A 14,826-nucleotide genomic window follows, 5' to 3' on the forward strand; every position below is an offset into this window, starting at 1 on the left:
AGGCCGCATGGGACCTGGGTCTCGCTCGGACCGACTACCGGGTCCGGTACTGCGCCCGGGGAATGGACGAGGGAAGGGAGCTCTCCACCAGAGGTGCCGGGGAGCCGCAGGCGGACAGTTACCTCCTGCAGTTCTGGCCTGCCCCACCCCGCCCGGACGAGGTCATCCGCCACACCTCGCGGATGGCCGGGGACCTGCACATGTACGCTCGCGCGACGGCGCGCACGCCCGAACAGCTCGCCGAGGCCGGCCGTCTGACTCGCCAGGTGTTCCAACGGGCCGCCGAGGAGCGGGCCGAACAAGCCGCCGAGGGGCGGCGCCTGCACCACGAGGAATGGGAGTGGGGTGGACGGCTGCCGAGTGAGCGGCTGCGTCGTGCCCGTGAGAGCAACGTCCTGGGTCTGCTCCGCTTCGACAGCGACCTGGTGCACGCCCTCGATGTCGTGGGTCCCGAGGTCCAGCGTGCAGTGGCATTGCTGGCCGCGCGGCGTGCGTGCGAGGCCGCAGGCCTGACCGATGTGCCGTGGGTGGCCCGGGCGCTCTCGGAATTGGCGGAGGGACACCCTCTGCCGGCGCCGTTCGACAACCCGGCCCGGATGCGGGAGGCCCTGCGCTCCGACCCTCGGGTACCGGACACGTCGGTGCTCGGGGCGATACCTCCGCAGCGGCCTCCGTACGTCCCGCCACCGTCCGCCGACACAACGAACAAGGCCTTCGTGACGGTGCACCCTGCCGCTACGCCACAGACCCGGGGCCTGATCTCGCAGCCGCACTTCGCTCTTCCCGCCGTGCTCGCCGCTGCCAAGCCCGCACCGCTCACGGCTGCACTGGACGCGGTATGGCATGCCCTGAACACATACGGCGAGCACTACCCCGGCCTGCTGGACGAGATCCGGTCGGTGTGCGCCGAGCGGGCCATGAGTGTTGACGCTGCACTCCGTACCCGTACCACCCCGCCCCGCCCGGTCGACGTCACCGCGGTCGCCCCGCAACTGACCCCGCTGGCACGCACGGCGACCCGGCTGCATCCCCGCCCCGGGTCGCCCACACCGTACGAGAGTTCAGTCGGCGGGCCGCTGCTGTGGCCCGCCGACGAGCCGTGGCCGCACTGCGACGGACCGCACAAGTGGGACGGGCTCAACGCGATCCATTCGCCGGAGGACGTGCGGCAGCAGCGACGCATACAGGCGGCGGTGGCAAACCGGCCGGGTGGCGAGCCCCCGAGGACCCGGTACACGCCCGCGGAACGGCGATCGCTGAGCGGATCCAGACCGGCCGCCCATGGCCCGAGGGCCCGATACCCCTGCTGCCCGTGGCCCAGTTGTACGTACGCGACGTCCCCATGCTGTGCCCGCCCGGGCAGGCCGAGGCAGATCTGCTTCAAGTGCTGTGGTGCCCCTTCGACCACCTCGCGCATCCCGAGACCGCGCTGTTCTGGCGGTCCGCCGACACAGTCACCGACATCCTCGACACACCCCCCGAACCGCCCGCGATCCAGTTCCCCGGCTACCTGCCGGAGCCGTGCCTGCTGGCACCGGAGCAGATCACCGAGTACCCCAACATCATGGAACTGGGCAAAGGGCTCCAGCAACAGCTGGAGGACTGGCGCAGATGGCAGGAAGCCGGCGCCGTTCTGGGCAGCTCTGACACGCCCTACCCCCTGGACAGCTCTGACAGGCCCTACTCGAAGGATTTTTACAATGAGTTCTACACAGGCAGGCTGTCCGTCGCTCCCGGCTGGAAGGTCGGTGGATGGACCCGTTGGGACCTCACCGATCCCCGGCCCCGGCTCTGTCCCTCATGCGGCACCGAAATGGATCCGCTGCTGACCATCGCCTCAGAGGAATGGAACTCGAACTATCCCGACTGGATTCCCCACGAGGACCGTGCCCGCTCGCTGTCATCCACCACCCATCCTGAACCGCACAACCCGACCATGCTCGGCCTCGCCGGAGGCTACGGCCTGCAACTGCACGTCTGCCCGGTATCCCCGGACCACCCGCACATCGAGCTGATCCAGTGAGCCGATTCCCGGTCAGCAGTTGCCCGGCCGTCTGCTGGACTTCGGCGGCGGCCGGCTCCAGTTCCAGTTCCAGTTCCAGTTCCAGCAGGCGATGCTCCGGCAGGTCGGCTATCTCCAGCCGACCTGCCGGGTACACCGTGACCTCCACCGGTACCTCGCACGGACCCAGTTGTCAGACATCACTGGCAGCATCCCTCCTATGAACGCCACCGTTACCACCCCGCCCCGGGCTGATGCCGTGAACGCTTACGGGAAGACCATCGACCGGGCGGACGTCTCACCGTTCACGCCTTCTCTCGCCAAAGCAGTGTTCAGGGACCTGACCCCGATGCACGTCTCCCGGCCGGCCGCGATAGCAGCCGCGTCGGTGACGCGGACCGTGCTGACGGAGATCATCGACGCCGCGAGGAGGGCGGCGGCAGAGGAGAACCGAACGAGACTGCTTCCCACGGACCTGATCTCGGCGATCGACCGGGACGTCGAACTCGACGTGGGGGGCACGTGGTTCGGATACAGCTCGACGTTCAAGGAGCGGATGGGTGTCGTGCGCGACGCCGAGGGTGTCATCGTGACCCCTCCCAAGCGCAGCAGGTCGCGCAGACCGAGCGCTGTGGCCGGCTCCCACCGGTTCGAGGCCGGGGTCAGGAAGCTGCTGCGTAGCCAGGGGGTGTCGGCCGTCCCGGCGATGGTCCGCGACCTGGACGGGATCGCGAGCACGTTCCTGACGGACCTCGCCCGGGACGCGGTGATGGTCGTCCGCGAGGACGGGGTCAAGCGTTTCGGTACGGTCGCCTCAGTGATGCCGGGCGGCGAACCGGCTCCGCCCCTCGCGCTCGACGAATCCCTCCGGGCCCTGTCCGTCCGCAGCGGGGCCAGGCGGACCGTCGGTCGGGATGACGTCATGGCCGCCACCAGGATGCGGTTGTTCGTCGGCATCAGGCAGCGCGCCCTCGCCGAGGCACGCGAGGCGACACGCGACGCTTCGGCGGGCTGAGCGGAGCGGCCGACCGCCGACGTCGCCACCCAGGGGCGATCCCTACGCCTCGCCCTCTCTGAAATTCCGCCGGTCGGCGGTTCCCCAGTACCACCCCAGAGAAGCCGGGCGAGGCGTAGGGATCTCCGGAACCGTATGTCGTTGCCATTACTGGTGCGTTACATGCCGGCACACGCCAACTGGGCTTGCGGGAAACGCGTGAGCCGGCGTCCCCGCACTGGTGCGGGAAACGCCGGCTCAGAGGGTGCGGGATGTCAGGCGTTGTCGATGGTCAGGGTGATGGCCGAACGGATGGCGGTGTAGGAGCCCGAGACCTCGTTGCCGACGAGGCCCGCCGTGCGGTCGGTGCCGTAGGCGTCGAAGGGCAGGGTGACGATCTCGTCCTTGCCGTCGCCGTCGAGGTCGGCCACGAAGTGCTCGCGGGCTCCCCAGGCGTTGAAGCCGGTGACGGCCAACTGGTACGGCTCGACGTCGGCCTTCAGCACCTCGGGCCTGAAGAGCGCGACGAACGTCTCGCCGCTGCGGACGAGGATGCGGGCGCCGTCGGGGCCCGTGGCGAAGGAGCCGCTGCGGATCTCGGCGATGGCACGGGCGTGGCCGTCCACGCCATCCGCGCCGTAGGTGCGGAGCGAGGCGAGGCTGTTCTCCACCAGGCCCTCGGGGCCCGTCGTCCAGTTGGCCAGGGTGGCGTAGCCGCCCGCCTCGGCCTCGTGCAGCAGTTCGCCGGTGCGGCCGTCGCGGATCTGGACCATGTTGGTCAGCTGGTTGGGCGGCAGCTGCTCCGAGTTGCCGCGCACCACGTAGGTGAAGACCACCGCGTGACCGTCGGCGTACGGGATGCCGGACGAGGCGAACGTGCCGGCGCGCAGCGGCATGCCGAGGACGTCGCCCTGGCTGGTGCTGGGTGCCTTCGGGGTGAACGACCAGGCGGCCGAGCCGTCCTTGCCGTTCAGCGCGACGCCGCCCACAGCGACCGGAGCGGTGGGGCCCTGGCCGCGGGACTGGTACTGGGCGTAGATCTTGCCGTCGGCGGCCGACAGGTCGGCGAACGCCGGGGTGCCGATCTCCGCCGGGACCGTGTACTCCCACTTCAGGGAGCCGTTGCCCTCGTAGGCGCGGACCTTGTCGGTCGCCACGGTGACCTCGGCGACGCCGTCGCCGTCGAGGTCGGAAGCCACGACGTTACGGACGTACTCGCCGGCGCCCGCCTCGATGACGGTGCGGACCTTGCCGGTGCGGGCGTCGACGATGGCGGTCGCCGTACTCGCGGCGACGATCAGCTCGTCGCGTCCGTCGCCGGTGGTGTCGGCCTTGATGACCTGGACCACGCGGCCGGGCAGCGTCGCCGACCACAGCCGCTTCGGCTGACCGGACACCATCGACGTGCCGTCGTAGGCGAACAGGCCGTTGGACGAGCCGCCGAGGACGACGTCGTTCTTCCTGTCGCCGTTGATGTCCGTGGTGGCGGCGGTGGTGGGGACGCCTTCCAGCGGCTGCACGGCCTTCTGCGCGCCGTTGCCGACGTTGTAGACGCGTACGTTCTGGTCGGTGTCGACGGTCCGTATCCGCCACGAGCCGTCCTTGAACGGCTCGGTGTACAACGGCGAGCCGATGACGCCGCTCTTCTCCCACTTCACGGCACCCTTGGTACCGCTCAGGACGGAGATCTTGGCGTAGTGGGAGCCGTAGCGGTTCTCGGCGGCCTGCAAGTCCGTGTCGTCCAGGTAGGAGGCGACGATCTTGCCGTCGACCGCCTTCAGGCCCCAGGCGGCGGCGACGTCGCCCTCGTCGCCCGTCCGCTTGACGGTGCGCGCCCAGAGCAGGCTCGCGTCGTCGCCGTCGAGCGCGCGGACGCTGTTGGTGTTCATGTCGGGAACCGGGCTGTACGGGGATTCGGAGAGCGTCGACTCGCTGACCGTGTACTCCGGCTTGGCGCTGCCCTGAATGTCACCGATCTCCAGTGCGAGGGGAAGCGCGTTGATCCGCTCGGTGAGGGTGGTCCGGGTGCCGTCGGCGATGTCGTACGCGGCGATCTCGTACTTCACGCCCTCGGTGTAGTCCGACTGCTCCAGCGCCACGACGCGGTCACGCTTGGCGTCCAGGCGCAGCTGCCGTACGTAGAGGCTCCCGGTCTGCTCCCACTTGACGCTGCCGTCCTCGGTGTCGATCACCAGGGTGTGGCCGCTGGGGTTCTGGTCGGTGGCGTAGTCGCGGTCCTGGTTCCAGGATGCGGCGATCAGCCCGTCGCCCAGCGGCTGGAGCGAGCCCCACTGGACGCCGTTGTAGAGCTCTGCTTCGTGCGTCCAGGTCTGCTTCGGGGTGAGCTTGCCGTCGGCGAAGTCGAAGCGGATGCCGGTCAGGGTGGCCTTGGAGCCGGCCGGGGAGTTCATGTTGGAGAACGCGGAGTCCGCGATCACCAGTGTCTTGCCGACCAGTTTGACGTTGTAGGCGGCCGCGTAGAGCTTCGACCACAGTGTCTTGCCGGTGGCGCCGTCCAGGACCGTGACGAAGGTGCCGTTGGGCAGCGAGGAGCCGGGGGAGGTGAACGGGCGGTAGGGCAGTACGCCGTTTTCGGCGGTGAAGACGATGTCGTCCACGCCGTCGCCCGTCAGGTCGCCGGTGGTGACACCGTCGTCACTGGCCATGGCGAACGGGCTGATCGCGTTGAAGCCCATCACCACGGCGGGCGGGTAGGGCTCCTTGCTGCCGCGCGGGGACGGGGTGATCTGCCAGTCCGTGTCCAGGGACGTGGCGTCACGCGACCAGAGCTGCTTGCCGTCGGCGCCGACGCGCTGGATCGGGCTGAGCCCGTTGACGCTGAAGTAGTCGCCCTTCGAGCCGCCGACCGGGAAGGTGGCGGCCATGCCCTGGGCGCCCTCGATGCCGGACTTCTTGGTCAGCTTCCAGGGACTGGTGGCGTCGGTCGACGCACCGCTGTCGGCCGTGGAGGCGTCCTCGCCCGCCGCGGAGGCGGCGGTCTTGTCGGCGGTTGCCTTGGCTGCCTGGGCTGCCTCCCGGGCATCTGCCTGGCTCCGCCCGTCGCCGTAGACGTCGGGCATGAGGCGGCCGGCCATCTCCGCGGCCTGGCTGTCGGTGAGCTTCAGGATGCCGTTGCTGTCGTCGGCGTGGACCGCCGGGGCGATGCTCAGGGCGAGGCCGGAGGCAACCAGCATGGAGGCCAGGCGCAGGCCCCGTCGTTGCGGGTTTCTCATCAGATGTCCTTCGGGGAGAAGCGGAGGGCGGTGGCGTCGCTGAGGACGGTCTCGTTGAACGAGCTGCCGAGACCGTCGGTGCCCGCCTGGTTCTCGATGCCGGTGGTGGCCGAACCGCCGCGCTGCGAGGCGGCGCTGCCGAGGCCCTTGTACTGGAGGGTGACGGCGCCGGTGGCCTCGTCGAAGAGGACCTCGAAGGAGACACGCACCGAGGTGTCGGAGACGAAGGCGGCGTTGTTCCACACGATGGCGAACTGCCGGGAGCCGGTCTTGCCGGTGACGGCCGTCTGGACGCTCGACTTCTTGTCCAGGGTCAGGTCGTCCCAGAAGGCGGCGACGACACCGTTGGGCTGGGCGGCCGCCGGCAGAGCGGTGTTGACGTAGTCGCCCAGGCGCGGCTGCAGGAAGTTGACCAGGCCGTTGGTGGTGACGGAGGCGCTGGTGTAACTCACGCCGTAGTGGCGCACCGGGAACGGCAGGCTGATCTTCGTGGCGTCCTCGTCACCGGTCAGGGCGACGCTCTTCGAGCCCTTGACCCAGGAGGAGGCGACGGGGGCGCAGGAGTAGGTACCGGCCGCGTCCGTACGGTTGGGCAGCTTGACGTCTGCCGTCTCGTCGCCGTCGACCTTCAGCGCGCCGTTGTAGACGCCGTTGCACACGACCGGGGCGGCCGGGGCGACGGACAGCGTGTAGGCGCCCTCGGCGACCTTCGGCAGGGTGAACAGGCCCTGGCTGTCGGTGGCGACCGCCGCGATCGGGGTGCCGGTCACGGAGACGGTGGCCTTCGCGAGCGGCCGGCCGGTGACGTCGAGCACCTTGCCGGTCACCTGGTGCGCCGGCACTGCGGTGAGCGAGAGGTCCTGCGTCAGGGGCTGACCCGTGGCCAGTTCGACGCCCGAGACCGTGCCGGTCACGTAGCCGTAGGAGCCGGCCGAGAAGCTGTAGGTGCCCGGGAGCAGCGACAGCCGGTAGGAGCCGTCGGTACCGGTGGTCACCGAGCGGTTCGTGGAGTCGTTCGTGGCCTTGACGGTGACGCCCGACAGCGCGGCGCCGCTCGCCTTGTCCGTGATCTTTCCGGACACCGTCACCGCGGTGTGCGGGGCCTTCTCCACGGAGGCGAAGATGTCGAGCTTGCCCTCGCCCCACACGTTGTTCATGCCGGCGGTGCCGCCGCAGTGCGTGTCCTCGACGTCGCGCGCGCCCTCGTTCAGGAGCGCGCGGGTGCCCTCGATGTCACCGATGAGCGAGGGGGCCGCCGACCACAGCAGCGCGACCGCGCCCGCGACGTGCGGGGTCGCCATCGACGTACCGCTGATGGTGTTGTACGACGAACCGGGCCAGGTGGCCGTGACGTCGACGCCCGGTGCCGAGATGTTCGGCTTCGCGAGGCCGTCGATCGGGGAGGGGCCGAAGCCGGAGAACTTGGCGATCTTCCCGGTGGAGTCGTACGCGCCCACGCCGTAGGAGGCGACCTGCGCGCCCGGCGGGTGCGTGGTGGAGCAGGTGACGCCGTCACCGTCGTTGCCGGCCGCGAAGGCCTCGAAGATGCCCGCGGAGTTCCAGGCCTCGACGATCTCCTTGTAGAAGGTGTTGTCGTCACCGCCCCAGGAGTTGTTGACGATGTTCGGCGCGAGGTCCGGGCGCGGGTTCTGCCCGTTGTGGTCGGTCGGGGCGAGGATCCACTGACCGGCCTTGAGGAGGTAGTCGTCCGTGCACTTGTCGGACTCGCAGCCCTTGGCCGCGATCCACTTCGCGTCCGGGGCGACACCGATGCCGTGCTTGCCGACCATCGTGCCCATCGTGTGGGTCCCGTGGCCCTGGTTGTCGCACGGCGTACCGGACGTGCCGCAGGCCCCGGACGGGTCGTAGAAGTTGTAGTCGTGCGTGAACGAGCCGTCGCCGTTGTTGCCCCGGTACTGCTGCACCAGGTCCGGGTGGTCGTACTGCACACCCGAGTCGACGCTGGCGATGACGATGCCCTCGCCGCGGTTGTCGTACTGCGACCAGACCTGGTCGGCCTTGATGTCCTTGACGCCCCACTCCGGGGTGTCGTCGCCCGTGGCGGAGGAGTCGGCCCCTGCCGAGACGGTGCGCGATGCGGTGACCTTCGCGTCGGAGGTCTCGATGTCGTCGAGCTTGTACGTCCGTGCCTTGACGATCCGGGCCACGTCGGACCGCTTCGCCAGCTCGTCCACCAGCGCCTGGTCGCCGGTCACCTGGACCGTGTTGGCGATCCAGTAGTCCTGGTGCCCGACCTTCTCCTTGTCGAGGAAGGCGGCGAGCGAGCGCTGGCCCTTGTGCGCGGTGTCGCGCAGCGACTTGTAGGCGGCCTGGGCCGCCTGGGCGTGGGTCGTCTTGCGCTTGGCGGCCGTGAGGTCGGCCTGGTCCTTGAGCACGACGAAGAAGCGGGCGTCCGCGCCGTTGCGCACGGCGGACGCGAGTCCGGCGTCGATCTTGACCGATGCCGGGATCGACGGTGCGGAGTCGGCGGAGTCGGCAAGGGCGGGTACGGGACTGGCCAGCAGCGCGGCAGCCGCGCTGAGCGAGGCCACCGCCCACACGGCGCGTCTACGCCTGGGCGATCGGGGCAGGTGCATCGAGGCACTCCTCCGGGGGAAGGCGGTCGGGTGACCGGACCCTAGGAGGCCGCCGTTACTCGGCCATTACAGGCCACTTGTTCTCGCCGTGTCCGCCCCGGTGCGGCCCCGCCGCCGCTGGCAGACGGCCGTTTTCCGGAGATCGTGAACTCAGAGGTAGACGGTCCGTTGCCGAGATCGTTGTTGCCGGGGTGCTCGGATTCTTCGAAGCTGATGCGGCGTAATGCTGCGCCCGCACATCCGTTTCCCGAGGAGCGGTCACATGACCCTCGCTGCCTGCACCTTGGCAAGCATGCTCGACCTGCTCGTCCTGTTCATCGGGATCCGGTTCCTGTTCCGGCCCGGTCCGGCCGCCGCAGGCTACGGGGTGCCCGCCAAGGCCGACGGGTGCGGGACGGGACGTTCGGCATCATGGGGCCGGCCCTGCCGGCGTTCGAGGGTGCCCATGCCGGGGGCTGGTTCATGCTGGTCGTGGCACTGTGCCCGCTCGGGGACACCGTGATCGTGCTGCGGAACGGAGGGACCAAGGCCGTCGCGTACGAAATCCACTTCGCCACCGCCGTCGCCGTCCTCATCAGCGCGGCCCTGCTGTTCGCCGTCTGAGCCACCGGGGCGCCCGTACGGGCGCCGCAGACCCCAGGAGTTCCTCATGTCCCTCGTCCTGCCCGACTTCTCCTCGTCCGTGATCGTCCGCTCGGCCGACGCCGAAGTGGTCGGTGGCGCGCCCACCACGATCCGTCTGCTGGCCGACAGCAGCGAGACCGGCGGTGCGCTTTCCACCCAGCGGGTCACCCTCGCGGGCGGCGCCGACGGTGCGCGTCCGCACCGTCACGACAACTCCGCCGAGATGTTCTACATGCTGGACGGCGCCGCCCAGTTCCTCTCCGGCGACGAGGTCGTCACCGCGGAGCCCGGCGATCTGGTCGTCGTCCCTCCGGGCCTCCCGCACGCCTTCGCCGCGGCTCCCGGATGCGATGCCGACATCCTCATCGTCATCACGCCGGGCGTCGAACGCTTCGAGTACTTCCGCCACTTGAAGCGCATCGCACTGGGCGAGGTCACCCCGGAGAGCCTGCTGGAGGTGCAGGAGTTGTACGACACCTACTTCCTGGGCAGCAAGGCGTGGGACGGGGCGCGGGCCAAGTAGGCCGTCGGAGGGCGGCGGGGGCGGCCCCGGTCAGCTCAGGCGGGCCTCGGCGTACACGACCATCGCATCGCGCTGGTACGCGGCCAGGCCGTCGGCGATGCGGTCGAAGTTGGCCCGCATCCGCGGGTCGTCGACGTACGTCCGGCCCAGGCCCCGGTAGGCCTCCGCGTTCGGCGTCCAGAACCGGCAGACGCCCCGGAAGTGCGCGTCCGTCTCCGCCTGCACCGCGGGGTCGTCGGCCGGTGTGCCCAGGACCATGAACTCCGCGAGCCGGATCATCTGCGCGGTGGCTTCCCGCTGCCACGCCTCCTGGTCCGCATCGGTCATCGTGCGCACGGCCCGGCGGGACTCCGCCCATGCCTCCGGCCACCGCTCGCGCACCTCGGAGTCCTGCTCCGCGGTGTGTTCGAGCCCCTCGAACAGGTTCTCCGGCCTGTTGATCCTCACCATGGCGTTGCCGTCCTTCCCTTCCTCCAGTTCGGTGATGGTCCGCTCGACCGTGCGGACGAGCGTGTCCAGCCGGTCACGCTCCTCACGCAGCCGCCTGCTGTGCTCGCGCAGTGCGCTCACCGGGTCGGTGCGCTCGTCCAGCACACGGCGGATCTCACGCAGCCCCAGACCCAGCTCCCGCATCAGCAGGATCCGCTGCAGGCGCAGCAGTCCGGCCTCCTCGTAGAAGCGGTGCCCGTTGCTCCCGGTCCCCGCAGGCGGCAGCAGGCCGATCTCGTCGTAGTGCCGCAGCGTCCGGGACGTCACCCCGGACATCCGCACCACCTCCGCGATCGACCAGGCCATGGCCGCGCCTCCCTCCACCGGGCCGGTTCCTCCGGCCACCCCATGACCGTAGGAGTTGACGCAACGGAAAGCGCAAGCCGGACGCGGCGGGGGCACGCGGCCCGTTCCCGGCCAGGAGGCCAGGAGGGCAGGAGGCCGGAACGCCGGGAGGCCGGGAGCCCGCGTGGCCGTGCGACCATTCCGCCGTGACGCATGAGCAGATACCCGGAACCGGCGTTCCGGCCGCACTCCGGTCGGTCGGTGTGGCGCTCAATCCGGCCGCGCCCGTCGACATCCTGCTGCGGCTGCTCGCGGACGGGCCGGACGAGGCTCGGGAGGTGCTGTGCCGGGACCGGGTGCTGCCCGGTGCCGTGGTGGATGCGGTGGTGGCCCACCCGGACGCGAGGACGCGTGCCTTCTTCGCCCAGAACCCGTACGCCGATCCGGAGCAGCGGGCACGGCTGGTGGACGATCCGGAGTACCGCGTGCGGGGGCATCTGGCCCGGGAGCCCCGGGCCGACGACGTCTGCCTGCCCCGGCCGCTGCCGGACCGGACCGTCGTGCGGATCGTCGAGACGTACGAGAACGACCACCTGGGGGAGCTCAACCGGCTGGTCTCGCCCGGTCTCCAGCGGGCGATGACCACTCATCCCTCGGCCAAGGTCCGCAGCATGGGGATCGGCCGCCTCTCCTGGAAGTCCCTGACACCCGACGTACGGGACGCCCTGCTGGCAGACCCCGATCCGGAGGTCCGCAGCAGCGCCGACGCGAGCCGGCATCTGCACGAACGGCTCCTCGATCCCGACGCGGTACGGGAGGACCTTCCCGCACACCACTGCCATGCGCGTACCCATCTGCTGCTCCACGGGGCGCTCGCTCCGGATGTCGTGGCGGAGGCGCTGCCCCAGGACGCCTGGCTGATCGCCGGCAACGACAGCACGCCGCCGGAGACCGTGGCCCTGCTGGCCGCCCACCCCGACCCCGCGGTGCGTACCCGCGTCGCGCAGCGGCCCGGTCTGGGGCCGGCCGAACGCCGCGCACTCGCCGTGGACGCCGACCCGGGCGTGCGCCTCACCCTCTCCGTGCACCCGGCGCTGACCGAGGCGGAACGGGCCGCGATCGACTACGAGGTGGATCAGGACGGGTGGTACAGCCGCTGTCCGGTGTACGACCCCGAGTCGCTGCCCGGCCCGGAGCACGTCCGCGCCCTCGCGCTGTCCGCCCACCCGCTGCTGCGGCGGCGGGCCGCTCGGCAGCCGCATCTCCCCACCGGCCTGGTCGCACTCCTGGCGGACGACTCCGACCTCGGCGTACGCGTCCTGCTCGGCCAGAACCACCCGGACGCCCCGGCCGCGCTGCTGCTCCGCTGCTTCCTGGAGTACACCGGCCGCGACCGGTGGCATCTCACCGGGCACGGCAACTTCCCCCGCGCCGGGCTCGCCCGGTTCGCCGGGGACGAGGATCCGGCGGTCCGGCGGCTGGCCCTGCTCGATCCCGGGATGTCCGGGGACGCCGCCGACCGGCTCACCCGCGACCCCGACCCGCAGGTCCGCGCGGACGCTGCGCGCCACCCGCGGCTGCCGCAGGACCGCATCGCGGCGCTGCTCGATGATCCGGAGCTCGCCCGGTGGGCTGCCGCGAATCCGGCGCTGCCGGTCGCGACGATGTACGGACTGACCGCCGCGGTTCCGGGAGAGGCGACGGGCGACAACCGCTGAACCGGGACCGGCCGGAGACGTAGAACTGAAGGGCGCAAAGTTGCAGGCCGCATCCGGGGGCGGTCCGTCCGGGTGGGGCGGGCCACTGGACGGGGCAATGGCACGTGTCGCCCCGGGGCCGGTGTACCGGCGCCGCCCAGGATGCCCGTATGAGACCCCTGACCAGGCGCTTTGCCGCGCTGCGGGCACGCGCCCGAACCACCGGCGCGGCGTGTGCCGTGCTGGCGACCGTCGTCCCCGCGTTCGCCCTCGGCCTGAGCGCGGCCCCCGCCGCCGCCGCGTCCCTGCCCGGCGGGCTCGGCCCGTGCGTGGAGGGAGACTGCCCGGACCCGTTCCCGGAGATCAACAACGGGGATATCGCGGGCCGGGACGACGCGATCAACATCTACGTCGGGGACGACTTCCTCGTACGCGGCCGTGCGTCCGAGGCCGAGGGCCGGGTCGTGGTGCTCGACGACTTCGACCAGGACAAGGACCCGGAGGCGGGCCAGGGGTACAACCTCGGCATCGTCGGCGTCGGGTCCCGTGTGGCGCCGCCCGTCGACTCCGACTTCCTGACCACCGGCGGAGACGTGACGATCGCCGCCGGCGAGACCCTCGACACGACGGGCGGCCTCGTCGGCGAGGTGGGCACCGTGCGCTACGCCGGTACGCAGACCGGCACCGTCACCGGGGCCCTCGTCCAGGACGACGACGCGGCGGCCCCCTACGTGGGCCTGCGCGACCAGCTCACCGACGCCAGCCAGTGCTACGCACGGCCCGACGGAGAGCTCCGGACCCCGACCGGGACCGCGGTCAACCAGGGCACCCAGACGCTCTTCACGGGTGACGGGACGTCCGCGCTCCAGGTCTTCAACGTCGACTTCGACATGACGGCCGCCGACGGCGGCCAGCAGGGAGTCGTCTTCGAGCCGCTGAGCATCCCCGACGACGCGACGGTCCTGGTCAACGTCATCGGGGCCGACCGCACGATCAACACCTACAGCGGCGGAATCGACGACGCCACCGACCCGCTGAACGCCTACCGCGAACGCCTCCTGTGGAACTTCCCCGACGCCACCACCGTGGACCTGGCGGGAACCGGCCAGTTCCAGGGCAGCTTCCTGATGGGCGAGCAGTCCTCGATGACCACGGTGTCCCTCCCGGGCGTCAACGGCAGGTTCTTCACGACGGGCTCGGTGACGCACACCAGCTCCGCGACCGGCGGTGGCGGCCAGGAGTTCCACGCGTACCCGTTCAACGGCGACCCCCCGGACTGCGACGGACCGCAGCCGGTGACGGGCGAGGTGAGGGTCCTGAAGACGGACGCGGAGACCGGTGACCCGCTCGCAGGGGCCGACTTCGAGCTCTGGCGCGAGACCAACGGCGCCGACGGCCTCCAGACCACCGGCACAACCCCCGACACCATGGTCACCACCTGCACCACACCGGCCAACGGCATCTGCGCCGCGACCACCACACCCGGCACCTACTACTGGCGCGAGACCGCAGCACCCGACGGCTACGAACTGCCGGATCCGGCCGTGTTCGGCCCCCTCGCACTGACCGAGGACAACGCCGACACCGGCGTCCAGACCGAAGCCGCCAACACCCAGGAACCCGTACCGCCCGTCACCGGTGAAGTCCGAGTCCTCAAGACGGACTCAGAAACCGGTGACCCGCTCGCGGGGGCCGACTTCGAGCTCTGGCGCGAGACCAACGGCGCCGACGGCCTCCAGACCACCGGCACAACCCCCGACACCATGGTCACCACCTGCACCACACCGGCCAACGGCATCTGCGCCGCGACCACCACACCCGGCACCTACTACTGGCGCGAGACCGCAGCACCCGACGGCTACGAACTGCCGGATCCGGCCGTGTTCGGCCCCCTCGCACTGACCGAGGACAACGCCGACACCGGCGTCCAGACCGAAGCCGCCAACACCCAGGAACCCGTACCGCCCGTCACGGGTTCGCTCACCGTGGAGAAGACGGACGCGAAGAACGGGCAGCCGCTGGCCGGAGCCGTCTTCGAGCTGTGGCGCGAGACCAACGACGTGCCCGGACTCCAGACGACCGGGACGAATCCCGACACGCTCGCCGACGCGGGGTGCTCGACCGGCGACACGGGTGAGTGCGCGTTCGACGATCTGCCCCTCGGTGAGTACTACCTGCGCGAGATCGCCGTCCCGGAGGGCTACGTCCTGCCGGCCAACCCCGTCTCGGGGCCGTACGAGCTGACGGAGGCCAACAGCTCTCAGGGCGTCACCGTCGAGCTGTCCAACCGACGCGGCGAGCCCTGCAAGGGCAAGGACTGCAAGAAGCGCGTCCACGAGGGTGCACGCGCCTGACCTGATCACTCACCCGGCCGTCCATCGA

8 protein-coding genes and 1 pseudogene are annotated in these 14,826 nt (G+C 70.6%); 6 read left to right on the forward strand and 3 right to left on the reverse strand.

The window, feature by feature from the left end; genetic code table 11:
- The first annotated feature begins 1,312 nt into the window (after nucleotides 1-1,312).
- Entirely contained in the window at nucleotides 1,313-2,023 is a 711-nt protein-coding gene (locus tag ACGFZA_RS28370) for a non-ribosomal peptide synthetase (RefSeq protein ID WP_393682779.1), read from the forward strand.
- Between the two features lie 199 nt (nucleotides 2,024-2,222).
- Nucleotides 2,223-3,017, forward strand: coding sequence for a hypothetical protein (locus tag ACGFZA_RS28375; protein ID WP_393682899.1), 795 nt, complete (start codon nucleotides 2,223-2,225; stop codon nucleotides 3,015-3,017).
- A gap of 254 nt (nucleotides 3,018-3,271) precedes the next feature.
- On the opposite strand, the gene ACGFZA_RS28380 is transcribed toward ACGFZA_RS28375, so the two are convergent.
- Both ACGFZA_RS28380 and ACGFZA_RS28385 read right to left on the reverse strand, forming a co-directional pair.
- Nucleotides 3,272-6,229 carry a hypothetical protein gene (locus ACGFZA_RS28380; protein ID WP_393682780.1) on the reverse strand — a complete coding sequence of 986 codons (2,958 nt, stop codon included), beginning with the start codon at nucleotides 6,227-6,229 and terminating at the stop codon, nucleotides 3,272-3,274.
- Nucleotides 6,229-8,826 (reverse strand): S8 family serine peptidase, encoded by a 2,598-nt coding sequence (locus tag ACGFZA_RS28385; protein ID WP_393682781.1) that lies wholly within the window; start codon nucleotides 8,824-8,826, stop codon nucleotides 6,229-6,231. The genes ACGFZA_RS28380 and ACGFZA_RS28385 overlap by 1 nt, the downstream gene beginning before the upstream one ends.
- A 262-nt stretch (nucleotides 8,827-9,088) precedes the next feature.
- Here ACGFZA_RS28385 and ACGFZA_RS28390 point away from each other — a divergent pair.
- Together ACGFZA_RS28390 and ACGFZA_RS28395 are read left to right on the forward strand one after the other, a co-directional pair.
- Nucleotides 9,089-9,429 (forward strand): annotated as a pseudogene (locus ACGFZA_RS28390) (DUF4267 domain-containing protein).
- 46 nt (nucleotides 9,430-9,475) lie between these two features.
- Nucleotides 9,476-9,973 (forward strand): cupin domain-containing protein, encoded by a 498-nt coding sequence (locus ACGFZA_RS28395; protein ID WP_393682782.1) that lies wholly within the window; start codon nucleotides 9,476-9,478, stop codon nucleotides 9,971-9,973.
- 30 nt (nucleotides 9,974-10,003) lie between these two features.
- Here the strand turns inward: ACGFZA_RS28395 and ACGFZA_RS28400 are convergent, their stop codons facing one another.
- Nucleotides 10,004-10,768: a MerR family transcriptional regulator gene (locus ACGFZA_RS28400; RefSeq protein ID WP_393682901.1), complete on the reverse strand. Its 765-nt coding sequence runs from the start codon at nucleotides 10,766-10,768 to the stop codon at nucleotides 10,004-10,006.
- A 185-nt stretch (nucleotides 10,769-10,953) separates the two neighbouring features.
- On the opposite strand from ACGFZA_RS28400, the gene ACGFZA_RS28405 reads away from it, so the two are divergent.
- Together ACGFZA_RS28405 and ACGFZA_RS28410 are read left to right on the forward strand one after the other, a co-directional pair.
- A complete protein-coding gene (locus tag ACGFZA_RS28405; protein WP_393682784.1) occupies nucleotides 10,954-12,465 on the forward strand; it encodes a hypothetical protein in 1,512 nt (503 codons plus the stop codon).
- Nucleotides 12,466-12,614: 149 nt separating this feature from the next.
- A complete protein-coding gene (locus ACGFZA_RS28410) occupies nucleotides 12,615-14,798 on the forward strand; it encodes a SpaA isopeptide-forming pilin-related protein (RefSeq protein WP_393682786.1) in 2,184 nt (727 codons plus the stop codon).
- The last annotated feature ends 28 nt before the right edge of the window (nucleotides 14,799-14,826 follow it).

Source organism: Streptomyces sp. NPDC048211 (assembly GCF_043202315.1).
Lineage (GTDB): Bacteria > Actinomycetota > Actinomycetes > Streptomycetales > Streptomycetaceae > Streptomyces.

What these genes read in the sequence shown, in the direction of transcription:
- ACGFZA_RS28375 (WP_393682899.1), top strand. Translation starts at nt 2,223, where the DNA reads ATGAACGCCACCGTTACCACCCCGCCCCGGGCTGATGCCGTGAACGCT.
- ACGFZA_RS28380 (WP_393682780.1), bottom strand. Translation starts at nt 6,229, where the DNA reads ATGAGAAACCCGCAACGACGGGGCCTGCGCCTGGCCTCCATGCTGGTT.
- ACGFZA_RS28385 (WP_393682781.1), bottom strand. Translation starts at nt 8,826, where the DNA reads ATGCACCTGCCCCGATCGCCCAGGCGTAGACGCGCCGTGTGGGCGGTG.
- ACGFZA_RS28395 (WP_393682782.1), top strand. Translation starts at nt 9,476, where the DNA reads ATGTCCCTCGTCCTGCCCGACTTCTCCTCGTCCGTGATCGTCCGCTCG.
- ACGFZA_RS28400 (WP_393682901.1), bottom strand. Translation starts at nt 10,768, where the DNA reads ATGGCCTGGTCGATCGCGGAGGTGGTGCGGATGTCCGGGGTGACGTCC.
- ACGFZA_RS28410 (WP_393682786.1), top strand. Translation starts at nt 12,615, where the DNA reads ATGAGACCCCTGACCAGGCGCTTTGCCGCGCTGCGGGCACGCGCCCGA.